At 55.0% G+C, this 14,826-nt stretch carries 13 protein-coding genes and 1 pseudogene; 1 reads left to right on the top strand and 13 read right to left on the bottom strand.

Annotated elements, in window-relative coordinates:
* Positions 1-32: 32 nt before the first annotated feature.
* The 7 genes from ABY44_RS40660 to ABY44_RS40690 form a co-directional block, all read right to left on the bottom strand.
* Entirely contained in the window at positions 33-848 is an 816-nt protein-coding gene (locus ABY44_RS40660; protein ID WP_011546983.1) for an alpha/beta fold hydrolase, read from the bottom strand.
* An 81-nt stretch (positions 849-929) separates the two neighbouring features.
* On the bottom strand, positions 930-1,880 hold the full coding sequence (locus ABY44_RS40665; RefSeq protein WP_011546982.1) for a GlxA family transcriptional regulator: 951 nt from the start codon (positions 1,878-1,880) through the stop codon (positions 930-932).
* A gap of 609 nt (positions 1,881-2,489) precedes the next feature.
* The gene (locus ABY44_RS40670) at positions 2,490-3,302 is read right to left on the bottom strand and encodes an FRG domain-containing protein (protein WP_011546981.1); all 813 of its coding nucleotides are present in this window, start codon (positions 3,300-3,302) and stop codon (positions 2,490-2,492) included.
* 91 nt (positions 3,303-3,393) lie between these two features.
* Complete coding sequence (gene qatD / locus ABY44_RS40675; RefSeq protein WP_011546980.1) at positions 3,394-4,128, bottom strand: Qat anti-phage system TatD family nuclease QatD; 735 nt, start codon at positions 4,126-4,128, stop codon at positions 3,394-3,396.
* Positions 4,125-5,411, bottom strand: coding sequence for a Qat anti-phage system QueC-like protein QatC (gene qatC / locus ABY44_RS40680; protein WP_011546979.1), 1,287 nt, complete (start codon positions 5,409-5,411; stop codon positions 4,125-4,127). Before qatC ends, qatD begins: the two co-directional genes overlap by 4 nt.
* On the bottom strand, positions 5,408-6,190 hold the full coding sequence (qatB, locus tag ABY44_RS40685) for a Qat anti-phage system associated protein QatB (protein ID WP_227746097.1): 783 nt from the start codon (positions 6,188-6,190) through the stop codon (positions 5,408-5,410). The genes qatC and qatB overlap by 4 nt, the downstream gene beginning before the upstream one ends.
* A 38-nt stretch (positions 6,191-6,228) precedes the next feature.
* Entirely contained in the window at positions 6,229-8,115 is a 1,887-nt protein-coding gene (locus tag ABY44_RS40690) for a KAP family P-loop NTPase fold protein (RefSeq protein WP_011546977.1), read from the bottom strand.
* A gap of 310 nt (positions 8,116-8,425) precedes the next feature.
* Here ABY44_RS40690 and ABY44_RS40695 point away from each other — a divergent pair, with 310 nt between their 5' ends.
* On the top strand, positions 8,426-8,728 hold the full coding sequence (locus ABY44_RS40695; protein ID WP_011546976.1) for an H-NS histone family protein: 303 nt from the start codon (positions 8,426-8,428) through the stop codon (positions 8,726-8,728).
* A gap of 112 nt (positions 8,729-8,840) precedes the next feature.
* Here the strand turns inward: ABY44_RS40695 and ABY44_RS40700 are convergent, their stop codons facing one another.
* From ABY44_RS40700 to ABY44_RS40725, 6 genes and pseudogenes are all read right to left on the bottom strand, one after another.
* Positions 8,841-9,626 (bottom strand): TniQ family protein, encoded by a 786-nt coding sequence (locus tag ABY44_RS40700; RefSeq protein WP_011546975.1) that lies wholly within the window; start codon positions 9,624-9,626, stop codon positions 8,841-8,843.
* Positions 9,627-9,726: 100 nt separating this feature from the next.
* Positions 9,727-10,140, bottom strand: coding sequence for a hypothetical protein (locus ABY44_RS40705; protein WP_226161401.1), 414 nt, complete (start codon positions 10,138-10,140; stop codon positions 9,727-9,729).
* A gap of 252 nt (positions 10,141-10,392) precedes the next feature.
* Positions 10,393-10,668: pseudogene (locus tag ABY44_RS40710) on the bottom strand (TniQ family protein); the annotation flags it as partial.
* 84 nt (positions 10,669-10,752) lie between these two features.
* Entirely contained in the window at positions 10,753-11,691 is a 939-nt protein-coding gene (locus ABY44_RS40715) for a TniB family NTP-binding protein (RefSeq protein ID WP_012339446.1), read from the bottom strand.
* Positions 11,692-11,735: 44 nt separating this feature from the next.
* Positions 11,736-13,724: a transposase gene (locus tag ABY44_RS40720; RefSeq protein ID WP_431643646.1), complete on the bottom strand. Its 1,989-nt coding sequence runs from the start codon at positions 13,722-13,724 to the stop codon at positions 11,736-11,738.
* On the bottom strand, positions 13,724-14,731 hold the full coding sequence (locus ABY44_RS40725) for a hypothetical protein (protein ID WP_011546971.1): 1,008 nt from the start codon (positions 14,729-14,731) through the stop codon (positions 13,724-13,726). The genes ABY44_RS40720 and ABY44_RS40725 overlap by 1 nt, the downstream gene beginning before the upstream one ends.
* Between the last annotated feature and the right edge of the window lie 95 nt (positions 14,732-14,826).

The following is a 14,826-nucleotide window of genomic DNA, read 5'->3' on the forward strand; positions in this document are numbered from 1 at the left end:
TGCGCTCTCCCCAGGCAGCGGCCGAAGGACCATTACTCCAGAAACAGATCGATCTGCGCCGCGAAGTCGTCGATTTCCTGGAACAGGAAAGCATGGCCCGCGTCAGGGTAGAGAATCAGCTTGGCATCCGGCGCTTGCTGCGACAGGACATAGGACCGATAGGCCGGCAACATGACGTCATGCGCGCCGTTGGCGACCAGGACCGGCATGCGCAATTCTTTTGCGCGGTGCAAGACGCCCGGCCAAGTCGAAATGGCCTTGATCTGCGCCATGAAAGCCTCGGCCGTGACCGCTGGCCCCACATGCGACTGCTCGGCAATGCGATTCAGCGAAGCTTTGCCCGCAGCGACACTTGTTTCGGATTCGGGGTAGAACAGGAACAGGAAATCGGCGGCGTCGTTTACGCTGTGTGACATGACTTGCGGCACACGGGGGTGAGGCTGAGGGCCGTCCGTGATGCCGCCCGGACTGGACCCCGCGACAATCAGGCGACGGATGAGATGTGGAGCGTCCAGCGCAAGCTGTTGAGCGACAACGCCGCCGAGAGACCAACCGAGGACGTCGACCTGCCCTAGCCCCAGTTCCTCGACGACCTCGGCAACGACTACCGCCATTTCGGCAATCGTTTCCGGCACTCGACCTTCGGATCGACCGATGCCGGCACTGTCGAACCGAATCACCCGCCTGTCGGCCGACAAGACCTTGATGAACGCCGGATCCCAGTCGTCCATGGTGCCACGGAAACGCTGAAGCAAAACCAGAGGTACGCCACCGTCCGGTCCGTCCTGCATGGTGGCGAGTTTGCCACGGCGAGTGTTCAGCCAGCCGATGCGCGAGGTGTCGCCCATGTCATTCCCCCATCCCGTTGTGATGCCGGCAGGTTATCTCGAGACAGGGAAGCTTGAATGACGTAAAGGCGTCTAATCAGGTCATGTGACTGTGCCGTCTTCCATTGGCTTCGGGTCGCGCTTCAGGCTTGTGGGCGCTTGCCCATAGTTGCGCAGGAAGGCGCGCCGCATCCGGTCGCGGTCAACAAAACCGGTGTCGCGTGCAACGATGTCTAGCGGATGGCGCCCATCCTCCAGCATCACACGCGCGGCCTCCAGGCGCAGCCGCTCGACCGCTTTGGCTGGAGACTGCCCCGTCTCTTCGCGAAACACGCGACTGAACTGGCGCGGCGACAGGCTGGCTGCTTCGGCCAGTTCCTCGATCGACAGCGGATTGCGCAGGTTTTCGCGCGCATAGGTCAGGGCGCGCTTAATTCGGTCGGAGCGCGGTTCCAGCTCCAACATCGCCGAGAACTGAGACTGCCCGCCCGGGCGGCGATGATAGACGACCAGTTTGCGGGCGATGGACCGGGACAGAGCTGAGCCGTGATCATCTTCAAGCAATGCCAACGTCAGGTCGATCGCCGAGGACATGCCCGCCGAGGTCCAGATATTGCCGTCACGGATGAAGATACGGTCGTCATCCACCCGCACCTTCGGAAAGCGCAACTGCAGATCGCGCGCATGCGCCCAATGGGTCGTTGCCGTGCGCCCATCCAAAAGACCCGCCTGTGCCAGCACAAAGGCACCTGTGCAAACCCCTGCCACCCGTCTGGCTTCGCTACCGGCGCGGGCAACATAGGCGCACAGTCCGGCCGAAACGCTCTTGGGAACCAGTTCGCCAGCCACCATAAGCGTATCGGGCACGATGTCCACCGGCACGGTTTCAATGCCTGCGTTCATCGAGGAGTGGACCGTGCCGCCATGTTCGGACAGTAAAGTCAGCAGGTAGCCATCGTCGCCAAGCTCAGCATTGGCGAGCTCAAAGGCCGCCAGCGCAGCCAGCCCCATCAGTTGGAACCCGTCTTCAAGAATCAAGCCGACCTGTCGCATCAAGTCTTCGTCCCAAAAAAATGCAGGATCATAATAATTTTGCCGCGATCTTGCAGGGAACACCAGAATTCGTGGTGCTTGACATCCATCCGATCACATTGGCGTAAACGAAAATATAGTTATCGCCGTTTGACAAGTAAAAGTATCACTTCGCCAGTCATTGTCAGCCCGGAAATGCGAAATGCTCGTGAATTCATGAAGTCGCGCGTAGCGCACCAATGTTGTCACCGGAAGCGAGCCACGAAGGTCGAGTGGTGTTCAGGTGCAACTGCAATAGGCTCGCAGCCCTGTCCGTCGCCACCGCGTTCAGATGAATGTCGCCGTCGTGCTTTGAAGAATCACAACTGCCATGCCAGGGTCCTGGCGGCGTTGATCGATCAAATTGCAGTCGTGGGTGCTCAAGTTGCACTCCTGGGGGTCCTTGAGCCGATGTCGGGTTCGATACGGGAAAAGGCTGGCGGCAATGCGCAGGGGAGCGGCGGACGGGGGGCGTCTAGGCGGCGCCCTCGCCCGCTTGGCCCCCGGGCGCGAGGGTAGACGGCAGTGGCCCCGAGAACGGTGAATCTGACAAATCACCCACTTGGTAGGACGCGGGGCCGATCGCGTGCCTCAAAGATTCCCGGCGCCTGGCGTCGGTTGATCGTCGGGATATAGGATCGCGTCCGCGATCCGGCCTGCCACCCCGTCGAGGTCGGGGAACAGCACACCGCGGTTGATGCCGGCCGTCTGCAACTGCGCGCGCATGGGACCGAACGCGTCCGGCGGGATCCGGATGTAGCTCAGTCGCATTTTGAAATGCACGTTGGTGTCGAGAGAGACATACTTCATCCCCAGACCGTCCTCGACCCCTCGATGCACACTGAACCAACCGTCCTGAGCTGCAATCCGCCGTGATACATGCCGCGGCTTCAAGAGCTTCGTTTCAGTGATCTCTAGCGGGTTCGAGCGCTCGTCTAGATCGATCATGTCCGCGTCGGTCGCCGCTAGCAGCCAGACGGCGGCCGCCTTGGGCGAGCCGTCGTCACCCTTGATAGCTGGCCGCTTGATTGCAAACCACAACGCAGCAAGCGCACTGCCAGTCCAGTCGAGCAGCCGGGTCGGCATCGCATGGTGCTGCGCGATCGCCAGCCAGTCGGCATCGGCGAGTTCTACCGTCGACTCCAGGTGCGGGATGCCGCGCTGCTTGAATTCGCGCAGCATGCTCTTTTCGGTACCGGGCCTGACGCGGTTGGCGTACTGGGGGCGAGCAATACCGGGCTTGAGCAACCATGACTCGTCTTCCTGACCGCGAAACAGCGACATGCGGTAGCCGAGGGTCGGAATCCCTCGGGTCCAGCGGTCGACCAGATTCATGAACGTCGCAAGGTCACGCGCGTCCCCGAAGCGCTTTGCCGTGCGCTTGTAGTTGAAGGCAACTGTCATCTGTGACTCCCGTATTGGATGGTTTGAGGCAGTGCGCAAAGGGATTGCGTGCGCGGCGCACGGACGTACGCCTGGTTGACCGAAGTCCTGTTCAACCTGATAGCCGCAGCAAGTGCTGAAGGTTCTGCTTCATCTGCTCCCCTACCTCATCTTCCTGCATGCCCCATATTGCCGCCAGAGGGGCTCGCACGGACCATGCATCCCACGGCTGCAGTTGTATCCCGCCCACGCTCGTAAACGGACCATCCGTTTCAGGTAGCACTCGGTGTAGAGGCATTCGCGCCACCAGCGCCCGCCCCTTCTCACCCTCGAGCATCGTAGGGCCAACGCTGAACCAACAACCAATGCGAACAGCAGTCTCAAGTTCAGCGAACCCGCCCGAGAACCAATGAAGCACGGGTACGCCGGCATGCTTCGTCGTAGCCAGCAGTTCCACGACTCGGCGTGCAGCACCGCGCGAGTGGATGCTCATCGCCTTTCCTTGGTACCGTCCGCATTCAGCGAGGGCCGCTCGGAAGACTCTCTCCTGCACAGAAAGTGAGCCTCGAAATCTGGGGGAACCATCCATCCCAATCTCGCCAACAAAACGTGCTCGCGAGATTCCCTCAATAAGGTCGCCCAGCTCTCCTTGTTTGGCGGCAGCCACTTCCGGATGCAGGCCGATTCCCACCTTGATGTTCTTCAAACCGAGAAACACATTCGACGTTGCCCGGTAGGCGCGCGGACTAGTGGTGACCACGAGGGTAAACTCGTTCCTTCTGTTCACCTCCTGCGCAAGCTTGAGGCCATCGGGATACAGGTCAAGGTGTGAATGGAAGTCAATCACAGGATTTGTTCCTGCCGCAAAAGCACGCCCAGTTCCGCTAAGCCACGTTGCACGACGCCTTCGAACTCTCTTCGGAGGCTTGGCTCTGCGAAGGACAGCTGGCCAGCAGTGAAGAGGCGGACGCCACTCTGCTCGACCTTCAAAACCGCAACTGCGACTGCACCGATGTCGTTGGGCTCGTTTTCGAGTTGCGCTCCTCGAAGTGAGGGATACACGTAAGTCGTGTCGTCTCGGAGGTTGGCTCGAATAAATGATGCACGGCGAACCAAACATGGAACACAGCGGCCGCAATGTTTATAGCCGTTCCGGACGAAACGACCACAACTCGTGGCTTCCGAGGCAACATCAGCTAGCACTGTAGATGCCCGGCATTCGGCCATCATCTCCCCTTTGGTCATCGCCGCATACGGAAGACGCAGCACGGCACGAATTCCAAGCTCATCCCACAGCGCTTGTAACCGCGCCATGAACACCGGATGTGTGGTCTTGGTGCTAAGGCTTCCGACTCGGCCAGGGTTGAGCGGTATGTTTAAGCTGATGAGCCCGTTCTCTGGAACGAAGACTTCAACGGGTCTCGGCAATGCAGTGATCGTAGTCGCGAGATGGTCTGCAGCGACCGCCGCGAACGCGAAGAAGCCGATGGATCGCCCGCGCGTCGAACCTTCGATATCCTCCACCTTCGGACGGATATTCTGGTTCCATTGCAGATGCCGGTCGTTCCCGCCCAGTCCGATCGCAAAGCGACTCTGCGTCTCCTTATCACCCTTGGCGGTTTGGGACACAAGCAACGGGTGGCGGCCTTCTTCGGTCAAGTCAAGCGCTCCCACAAGGCTGTCCAGGCCGCCGGATAGCAAGCAAACACAGTCCGCATTGAAGATGGTCGGCATCTTTGGCCGCGGAGGGGGATAGCCGCCATCAGTAAAGGTGAGCGTCCAGAAATCGCCGGTTAGGAAACGTAAGGCCTCTTCAATCTTCGCGGTCAGGGCCTGGTACGGTTCGGGCTCGTAGAGCACCACCTCCAGCTCTATCTGCCGCGTCCAACCGTCCGGACTTTGCGCTCGCTCGAGGACGTTGTCGGCTGCGTTCACGGCCAGTGCAAGTGTCAAGAAGTCCCAGCTCCGAGCGCTCGGGGCAACACCAGCAGCGACGATGTCCTTGATGAGCGCCGTTCCAACCGTACTCACGTCCGCCAGGCCATCGTGCTCGTACATCGAGACGTAGTCGACTCCGAACTCTCGTTCAGTAGGAATGCAATCCTTCGGTCCACAAAACACGCGTGTCATAAACCTGCCTCGAACAGTTCAAAGGTCATCTTCAGGGTCTCCTGGAAGACCGCGTCCAGGTTCGACCGCGTAGGATTTGGATTCGTGCCCCGAAGCAGATCAAGGTGTTCACCGATCTCTAACTTGATGAAGATGCGCATTTCACGCTCGCGCTGGACCGCGATGGCTGGGTCGACCTTCGCACTCTCCAAGAGTGGACCGAGGTCAAAGCAAAGCCGATGAGTCACCTCCAATGCGAGGTAATTCTTCATGAGCTCCCAGATGTCGGGCGTCTGCAGATGCATTAGGTCTATGCCAGGGTTGTCCAAGACAAGTTCCGTTAGCGCCGACGCCATTGAACCACGAAGCGCCTCTTCATCGGCACTGCCACCCGGCGGAGAAAGCTCCCGGACAATGGCGTCGACTACGTCATCCGCGGTCGGACTGCCGCTTTGCAGGTCATGCACCCACTGTCGCGCCTCAACGGAGCTGCCTTGGCTAACTGCGTTGAGAAAGGAGAATAGTTCTGCGCCGGCTCGCGTCGCGGCGCGCATTCGGGTCGATGCTGCACTGGCCCCTCCGCTGCCCTTACGTGAGTAATGTCCGAGGGCGTCCCGAAGGCTGTCGGTGTTACCGCTCTTGATGAATTTTTTTAGCTCGCGCCGCGCCTCAGCGAAACGAGCAGGCTGAGCGGTTCCAAGTGCGCCCTCTGGCGGAACCGGTTCATCATCCGTAGCCGGAACCGTGTCGCCCCCAAGCCCCTCGAGCACGTCGTCAAGCCAAGGAGGATCAAGACTCACATTCGGGCCAGGCCCACGGCTTGAAGTCGAAGTTCCCATCAATTCCCCCCCTTGAACGTCTTCAGGTACTTCTTGACCGGCTCAGTCGACTCCAGGTCGTCGCGCCAGTCTGCGAGCAGAAGCGCTGCCCAAGGTTTGTTCTTCAGCTTGGGGAGGATTGCGACGGGCCTCTGAGCCGGCGGAATTTCCTCCAGTGCCTGAACAAACTGCCCACCTAGCTCAGGATGGGCCTCGGTGCAGTTCAAGCAGCGCAGAAGATCTACGGTGTCCCACTGCCCATCTCGAGCCTTTCGAATAACCCGGGTAAGGATGCGCGATACGTCCGCTTGGCTCAGCGCCATGAGCTGGGTTACCAGGACATTGGAAACTTCCTTTGCCTCCATCGTCGCCTCCAGAAGCCGCTTAGCCTCCTCAGACAGCTCGTCATAGGCCGCCAGTCCAAGCGAGCGGTCTCGACTCAGATGCAGAAGGGCTCGCAGGTCCGAACCTGCCAAGCGAGGACTCAAACGCACCCACTGCTGATAAAAGGACGTTGACCACGAGGGGTGCGGCGCAACGTACTCGTCGTCCGCCTGCGCAGCAACTTCTAGTGCCTCCAAAAACTCGGCCTCGCCATTAAGGCTAGAAGCGACCGCTTTGACGAAAAACTCAAACGCCGCTGGCGATGCCACGCGCTCGAGTAGCTGCACCTTCACCAATTGCTCGATGGCTATAGGCATATTCATCGCCTTCGCGATGGTCAGCCGAATCATGAGGTTATTCAGGAAACGCTTGATGAGTCGCGGATTGCCAGCGATATCGCTCGCGCTGACTAAAAGTGGTGCAAGCTGGTCTGCGATATCCAGTGAGTTCGAGATGCTTTTAGCCTCGCTACCGTACACCTTTGCCAAGTCGTCGCGCGCGATGCCCTTTCCCCAAGCAGTCTTCAGAAGTTGAAGAAGAGCGTCCTGCCCTTGCGCCTGAACCTTCGGAGTCAGTTGCCCTTGCCTCACGGCCAGTTCAGCCATTAGCAACGCGAGGTACACCTTCACCTCGTTCACACCGAGCCGAGGCACTTTGAGCGGAACCTGGATGAGCTTGTCGAAGTAGCTCGTCACCAGCCCGCTCTCTATATCTACCCCTGCGAAGTGCGCTCGGACCGCGCCGCGAATCATGCTTTCATCCGCGGCGATTACGAATGCCGTGTTCTTTACGTGCAGCAGTAGTCGCATGGCCTCTAAGGTTGCGATAGCAGTGTGAGGCAGGCATCGGTCCAAGTCGTCGACAAACACAACGAGAGTGACACCCATGTCGGCAAGCAGCTTTGCGAAGGTCTCCCTGAGCGCGTGAATCTCCTTGAGTAAAGAGTCTTCCTGACGCTCAGCAATCAGCTCCTTCAACTCAGGTTTGAGAGCAGCGTAGGCATCCTTTAGTGCTGTCAGCTGTTCTTCTCTCTTCGCCTCGTCGGAGAGGCCCTTCACGAAACCAGTCGCCGCGCCGATGAAAGCACCCAGAGGGCCGCCGGCGACCGAGCCAACGCCAGCGTGCGCGAGCATCGGTGCGGTGATGCGCGCCACCTTCAGCAGCCGAACGCGTTTTGCGAAATCTAGCGCTTTGTCGACAAATGTCTTACGCCCTTGCGCCTCTTCGAGGAGCCGGTCTGAGACCGACTGTAGGAGTGCTTGGCGCGCATCCTCATACCCTTGATAGAGCCACGCGTTAAACTCCATAACGACATACGCTCTAGATTCGGGAGCCCCCTTCGCCGCCCCGGTTTCGAGGTCAGCCTTGGTCAACTTTACGAGTGTCGACTTGCCAGTGCCCCAACCGCCCGACACACCAATGGTCAGCGGTGCGCCGCCCGCCTGTCGAATCAAATCCGCTGCCGCGCGAGCAACCACTCCGAAGTTGAGCAAATCAACTTCTGCCTCAATGTCGTGCCACATGTCGCTATTCCCCTAAGATACTATTATTGCTTTCTACCGATATTGCCACATTAAAGGCTGACTGCCACTCCTCGTCTGCCAACGTGGCAGGGCGAAGCGGGATTTCTCCTATACTTTTGTTCGCCCTCAAGCAACCCACACCTAAAGACAACAGATCTGCAGTCCGTGATGGCACCGACATAGCTTTTCGACAGCTCTTGCACTGACTGACATTGAGCACTTCTGTAGATTCCTTGCTGTGGCCACGGCGGAGTGCTCAGCTCACATGAAACCAGCTATCATGTCCACAGTACAACCAGAGGAGGACTAGATGGCGAGTTACAAAGAGCTGAAAGCGCAGATGGATGCATTGGCTGAGAAAACTGAAGCCGCTCGCATTGCTGAGTTTCAGGCCATTGTTGACGACATTCGCTCGAAAGTTTCCGAGTATGGCATCAACGAAAAGGACATCTTTGGCGGGCGCCGCGGGCGACCGGTAGCGCAGACGGCAAAAGTACCAGTAGAAGCGAAGTATCGTGATCCGAAAACCGGCGCCACATGGTCAGGTCGTGGCCGCGCACCGGCCTGGATCAAAGATGTCAAGAACCGTAATCGCTTCTTGATTCAGGAGTAAACATTCGCCTCATCAACCATACTGACTGCGGAGAAAATCTCTCCGCAGTCAGCGAGGCCGTGAACTGAGCGTATGTCAACGGCTGAGCTTGCAGCCCTAGCATAAATTGATCTCACGCCTCCTCCTCTGGTACCACACGTCCGGAGCTGTACATACACGGGATCTGCTGCGCAAGATCTCGCCAATCGCGACCGAACAACTTATCCATATCGAGTCCAACGTAATGCACAATCGACGAACGTTCGGATGGGATACTTCTGAGGTAACGCCCAACGAACATCGGCGCTAACTCTGGTATTCCGAGATCCGATACTCCTCCCCTTCGAACCCTTTCATGAAACCATCGCTGGAATACGATCATCTGATTTGCGATCTCATCACAAATCGGATTAGACGGTGCCGTATGCAAGGGTGTCGTACAATGGTAGCAAAATGAAGTCTCCCATATCGCCACTTGACCTGGTCTGCACGGGAATTTCCAAGTTAAATCGACCCTCCTCCCGCAATACACACAAGCGTCGAATAATGGACAACGATGGATTTCACATATAAAGTTATACGCGAACCTCCACGAGATTTTGAAGTGAGAAACTTCATCCCCCTTCAAACAAGAAGGGCAATATCTATATATTGGGCGAGATTCAGAAAAATCGTTAGTCAAACAAGAAAATCTCGATTTCCCTAGAATGGTGTGATCGAGGTACGTTGCCTCATCGAGGTCCTCCATATTGCACATCGTAGTCGAGGCAATTCTCAGCAGAATAGGCCGACCGATCGGATAGAAATCAAGAGCTGATGTGGGAGCTTCGAATCCCCACCTACGCATCAAACTGCCTGGCTTGATCCCATGATGCATGCATACGCGATGAATCCATCCGCTTAGCGCTTCATCTGGCACAATAGAAGGGGACCCTATCAATCGCGGGGCCGGATAGACATCGGCCTTTGCGCTTCCGCCCCATAATGCGAAAGTTTTATTACGTAGTTTATAAAGTCGATTAGCCAAATGGCAACTCCTTTTGATTTAGGCAAATTTTCAGAGAATTATTTCTCGCTTTTTTAGCTACATACGAACGCACATAAGCCACAAAAGCACCTCGCATATCAATTACGTCGCCACGACTTGTTAGTGCGACAATTTGCGCCCACACCGCCCTAAGCACTCTATCGACCATTTCAGCATCTCGACGACTACGCGTTCGATGCAATCGATCTAATCGATAAAAGAAAGACCCCGGCCAATCACGCATAATTTTCACCGCCTCGTCACAAACGGAAATTGCTCGAATCTTACTCATCGTGCTTTGGCCGCGAGTTGGAATACCCGCAACGAGCGTAGGGAAGGTTGCACCGAAGAACCAGAAGTATTGTAAAGTAGACAACAAATTGGTTTGGGCGGAAATCTTGTTCACCACATCAATTTCCGATAATAAATCCGATCCAGCGTTTCTCCAAATATCATTCTGAATGTCGCGCGCAATCTCGACTGCATCGCAAGATACGAGTACCGGCTTTATAGATCGATAGTCGTGACCACATCGACACTGGCACACTTTGTTTCGTCGAATACTAACCAGCAATCCACATTGCGGACATCTATCGACGAGCATAGTCCTATGGCATGGGCAACAAGAGACCAACGCAACGTCCCATATCGCTTTCGAGTACGGAGTTTCATCAAGGCAAACCGGGCAAAGTGCCGAACACGAACGCACCACATGCGGTCTTCTAGGTATCCACCATTCGCCTATCATGCTTTCATCTATACCATCACGTAGTCGCCAATACCCGGAAAGCTCGCAGACAGAAGCTGGATCAGATCGACAGAAATCTGCAAGGGCGCCTGCCTTTTCGAAAGTGAATCTGGATTTGCTACCAAACACTGCTTGAAGAAGATGCTGCGCTGACCATCCCAAGTTCACCTCGGAAATGCGCAACATATATCCGCCAACAGATTCGTCACAATATGGGGTGACAGAGAAAAATGGTGTGGGATCTAGCCTCACGGTTACCTCACGATGCACTCAAAGTGATAGTGCGTATCTTGCACTTTCAAAGTGATCAGGCGTAATGAACTGCCTGCCATCTGCGCAAGCTAGGCGCACGCATTCACTCAAATAGGACTTCAAGATTCTAAAATTTCCACGTGTAATCTGATGAATAGAGCCGGCTCGCGTGGCTTCCCCGAGGCCGGACTTCCGCTCCATCGGCAGCGCTTCGTCGATCACATCAAGTAAAATTTTCCACGTGTCGTCATATTTGTACTCTACGAGTCGGATGGTTCCCGGCCATCGACTTTTAAATTGCTTATCTGCATCAAACAAATCTCCCAAACTGGGTCTACCGCTCCAAACAAACGGCAATTTACATTTATCATAAAGATTTTTGGCGACATCACCCAATTCACCACCCAGCCGCTCCTTATTCCTTCGAGATCCAGACGAAGGAATTAAATGATGAGCCTCATCGATCATGATTATCTTGACGGAGCACTCGATTAATGCTTTAAGTAATATCGGAGTCAGTTTTTTTAGCGGTATGTCATCGCGAACAAATCGATACCCGAGTGCCGTCAGCAAATCAGCGACCAGCTGACGCGGAGTCGGCGTGGCAAAAAACTGCATCGCCAGGACGGGGCAAAAGGTACGCAACGCCGTCTCTTCAATTGGATAACGCCTAACAAAATATTCACTAATAAAACTCTTCCCCGTCCCTCCATCACCGATTATGCATAATCCCCCGGGACAGGATAGTGCCTCAGAGCGTTGCATTAAAGATTCAATGGTCGCCTGAGCTTGCTCGAACTCCGCTGTTCTAATCAGCATCGTCTCTACGTACTTTGCACGTTCAAGTGGACTTCTGGCCAATGCCTCCATACGCACTTCATGTGGCGACTTCTTCACTTCCTTATTAAAAACGAAAGGCGGTTCGAATAAAGTTCGATCGCGCTCGATGACATCCATTGAGCAATCCTCCGCACGCTGACATTAGGCCCACACCGCGATCATCAGATAACATCCCAACGCGGCCGCCGAATATCGGAAATTGAACTAACAACTTCGGTCGTCGAATCGGATCGAGCCCTGGATGGTGCTAATGGATCGAGAATTGTTCTACCCTCGCCACTCAAAGTAGCCTGAGAGTTGATACCCGCAAGGCGAGCCAGCGTCGTCTTTGATCTTGTATTCTTCGCCGCCAATTCATCTCTAACTCTCGCGTTGATTTCCGCCTTTACCGAAACTAGCCCATCTATAGATGATTTTTTATATTTTTCTCGGCAAATTTTTTTCATCCATTTATGCTGAAATAGTGAAAGTCCGTTCGCATAATCCGGCCACGTATTTGGAATCGGGATATTTTTGTTACTCCGAGGGTCCAGCACGTATGCAACCCCCAGATCGTTATCCGGAACTGAAAATTTAACGACCGCGCCTGGACCGAGATCCTTCATCAAATCGCGTAAATAGCTATCCGAATAAGTCATATTTTCATATCGCAGACCGACGTTCGAGAGGTGACTGGAAGCCACGTTGCCGAGGACTACTTCCAGTTGATCTAGATTAGCTGGTAAACTGGGAGGTGCAGTAATAATCCCCTCGTTCCACAGATCAATAGGACGAGCACCGGATCTACTGTTGGGGAATACGTTGTGGAAATCTGCAGCCCACTTGTGAAGCAGATATACAAGAACTGAAAATCGTATCACCGCGGTTCCAGACGAATCGTAATCCATACGGTTCGCAAGACAACGGAACGTTTTTCCTGGCAGACTCTCAAGAAATGTTGTTTCGACAGTTCCAAAGAATCTTTCGATTGATGCTTTGTGCCATGGAGTTCTGACTTCACAATACTGATATTCAGCACCAAGGCTTCGTATGGCCATCCGGTATCGAAGTGAGCGATAGTCCGATCCGCGATCGGAAACATATGTCGCAGCGAGTCCGGACGACAACCAAGGATTCTCTATATCCGGCCACTTGAGCGTCGCTAGATGGTGACCTTCCAATGAATGTCGAAGTAGCCCGAATGTACTTTGTAGACTGGGGGGAGAAAAGGTTAGATACAGACCGAGTACCACTCCAGAAAACCGATCTTTCATTGCCGATAGCCACGGTTTACCTAGTGGTAGATATGACTCGTCATCGATAACAAACAGGTTGAGCGGCGTATGGTCGGACTCGGCGTAATCCAACGGGTGACTCGCTGGCAGATGCCCTTCGATCATGGTGTAGCGCCGCTTTGCAACCTGAGCTCCGAATCGGGCCACATCTACTTCATACTTTGGGCGCTCGTCGATGCGGCGCACGTATGTTCGGTATGAGATGGGTACAAGAGGATCGAGTGAGTCCGATAGTCGCTCGCGATTCTCTGCCTCGAGGCTCCACCGGTACCACCGGTACGAGCTCGTCCTTGACGGCCTCGTCGGCAATAAGTAATGATCGTCGATTGATGTTTGGATAATATCTTCATGGTCAGGCCCCGTCGACTTCCGGCGAGATTTCGTAGCGAAGCCTGACACAACGGACGCAATGTCCCGACCGGAGCCCTCGAACTTACTCATCCATTTTCCTACCGTCGAAGCAGCGGGCGGCTTTTCCAAGTCTCCCAATTTTTTGGCGATTTCACGGAGCACCGCACGCATTTGCGTACGCTGCCCACACGTTATGCCACGGCGATTCAGTTCGCCCATGTAAAATGCCTTTCTATCAGCATCTTCTTGCCACCTTTCAGCCAACTGAGTGATATTTTTATCATTATTTTCACCTCCATCCGAACCTCTTTCCTCGTAGAGTAAATGTGTGGGCGTCGACGTCGCCTCTACTATGCAGAGTTTTCTCGATCTAAATTCACCCCAGAATTCAACCTCGGCAACCTGAATAACGGCCTGCGTTAGAACGTCTCGAAAGTAGAAAGTGCCTGTCGCACGTGAGATGTATTCATATACCGCCCCTTTCCACTTTATAACCAGTCCTTTCGCTATGATGAAATTTCTCATTACGCTCTCCTTTTTCGCTGCAGATTGCTCGAAGAGCGTGTTCGATTTCGAGCAGTTCGTCGGGAGCTAGAGTTTCGAAGTACATCGTCGGGTTCGTAGATACGACTTTTGCTCTTTTCGCTCGGAAAACCTCCAACAATTGATGGTCCTTCAGAAGTACGGCCTCGTTGTCCATCAATCTTCGCAAGCTCCAACATTCGTTGATCCTGCGGTCGATGACCCATAGCGAGTTGTGCCAGAAGAGGATAAAACCGACCCGAATTGATAAGCGTCTCAAACGCAAGCCCCTTGTTGTCGGATGTGGGTGTCGTCACGCTGGATCGGAGTGTGACTGTTTGGTCCCAATCGATAGTCAGATATCGCCTCGCGACCATCGTGTAGATCTCTCGGATACTCACCTCGCAACACTCAGTCAGTTCGCTGATAGATAGAGCACCGTCCGAGAGGCGTTGGACAACGGTACTGCTGCGCTGCTCGTCGAGTACACCGCTGATGTACCGACGCATCAGCATGACGTTCTCAACTCGCTCTTTCTTGGAAAGAATCTGCTCATCTGTAAGGAAAACTAAGTTTTTCCCTTTGATTCGCAGCTTTCGCGCAATTTCTGTGTATCTGCACAAGTTGTCGTCTCGGACGAGGATAGCCAGGGGCTTCACCTCGACGTAGTATTCGCCGCTGCCGCAACGAACAAATAGATCCGGGTAGTACCGGCGCGGCACCCCATCCAGTACATACTGCAACTCATCCGGTTGGGATGCCATCCACTCGACGTCCTGCGACATCGCCAAAGTTGCGTAACAAACTCGTTCCAGATATGACTCCCACTCGAGCGCATATGGCGCCCGATCTGGTAGGTCGAACCCTCCAACGATTCGATGTGGCACCACGGAAATGATCGACCGCGCCGGTTGTTTGTTCTTCTTGTCAGCGGGCAAAGAATTGAGATCGCCCCACTCGGCACTATCGTGGTCGCGCGATGCTGGCCTGCGCCTGGCTGCAAATGGCATATCTCTGCTCCATTTATGGGAGCACGGAGTTCCATTTCCTTCGCTCCCGTATTTTTGAGCAAAAAGAGCCCTTGACGTGCGTACCAGCGAGGCCA

Origin of the sequence: Burkholderia sp. ZZQ-2 (assembly GCF_050768715.1) — a bacterium.
GTDB lineage: Bacteria > Pseudomonadota > Gammaproteobacteria > Burkholderiales > Burkholderiaceae > Burkholderia > Burkholderia cepacia.

Excerpts from the sequence above, each read along its gene's own strand:
- ABY44_RS40660 (WP_011546983.1), bottom strand. The coding sequence starts at position 848 with ATGGGCGACACCTCGCGCATCGGCTGGCTGAACACTCGCCGTGGCAAA.
- ABY44_RS40665 (WP_011546982.1), bottom strand. The coding sequence starts at position 1,880 with ATGCGACAGGTCGGCTTGATTCTTGAAGACGGGTTCCAACTGATGGGG.
- ABY44_RS40670 (WP_011546981.1), bottom strand. The coding sequence starts at position 3,302 with ATGACAGTTGCCTTCAACTACAAGCGCACGGCAAAGCGCTTCGGGGAC.
- qatC (WP_011546979.1), bottom strand. The coding sequence starts at position 5,411 with ATGACACGCGTGTTTTGTGGACCGAAGGATTGCATTCCTACTGAACGA.
- ABY44_RS40690 (WP_011546977.1), bottom strand. The coding sequence starts at position 8,115 with ATGTGGCACGACATTGAGGCAGAAGTTGATTTGCTCAACTTCGGAGTG.
- ABY44_RS40695 (WP_011546976.1), top strand. The coding sequence starts at position 8,426 with ATGGCGAGTTACAAAGAGCTGAAAGCGCAGATGGATGCATTGGCTGAG.
- ABY44_RS40715 (WP_012339446.1), bottom strand. The coding sequence starts at position 11,691 with ATGGATGTCATCGAGCGCGATCGAACTTTATTCGAACCGCCTTTCGTT.
- ABY44_RS40720 (WP_431643646.1), bottom strand. The coding sequence starts at position 13,724 with ATGAGAAATTTCATCATAGCGAAAGGACTGGTTATAAAGTGGAAAGGG.
- ABY44_RS40725 (WP_011546971.1), bottom strand. The coding sequence starts at position 14,731 with ATGCCATTTGCAGCCAGGCGCAGGCCAGCATCGCGCGACCACGATAGT.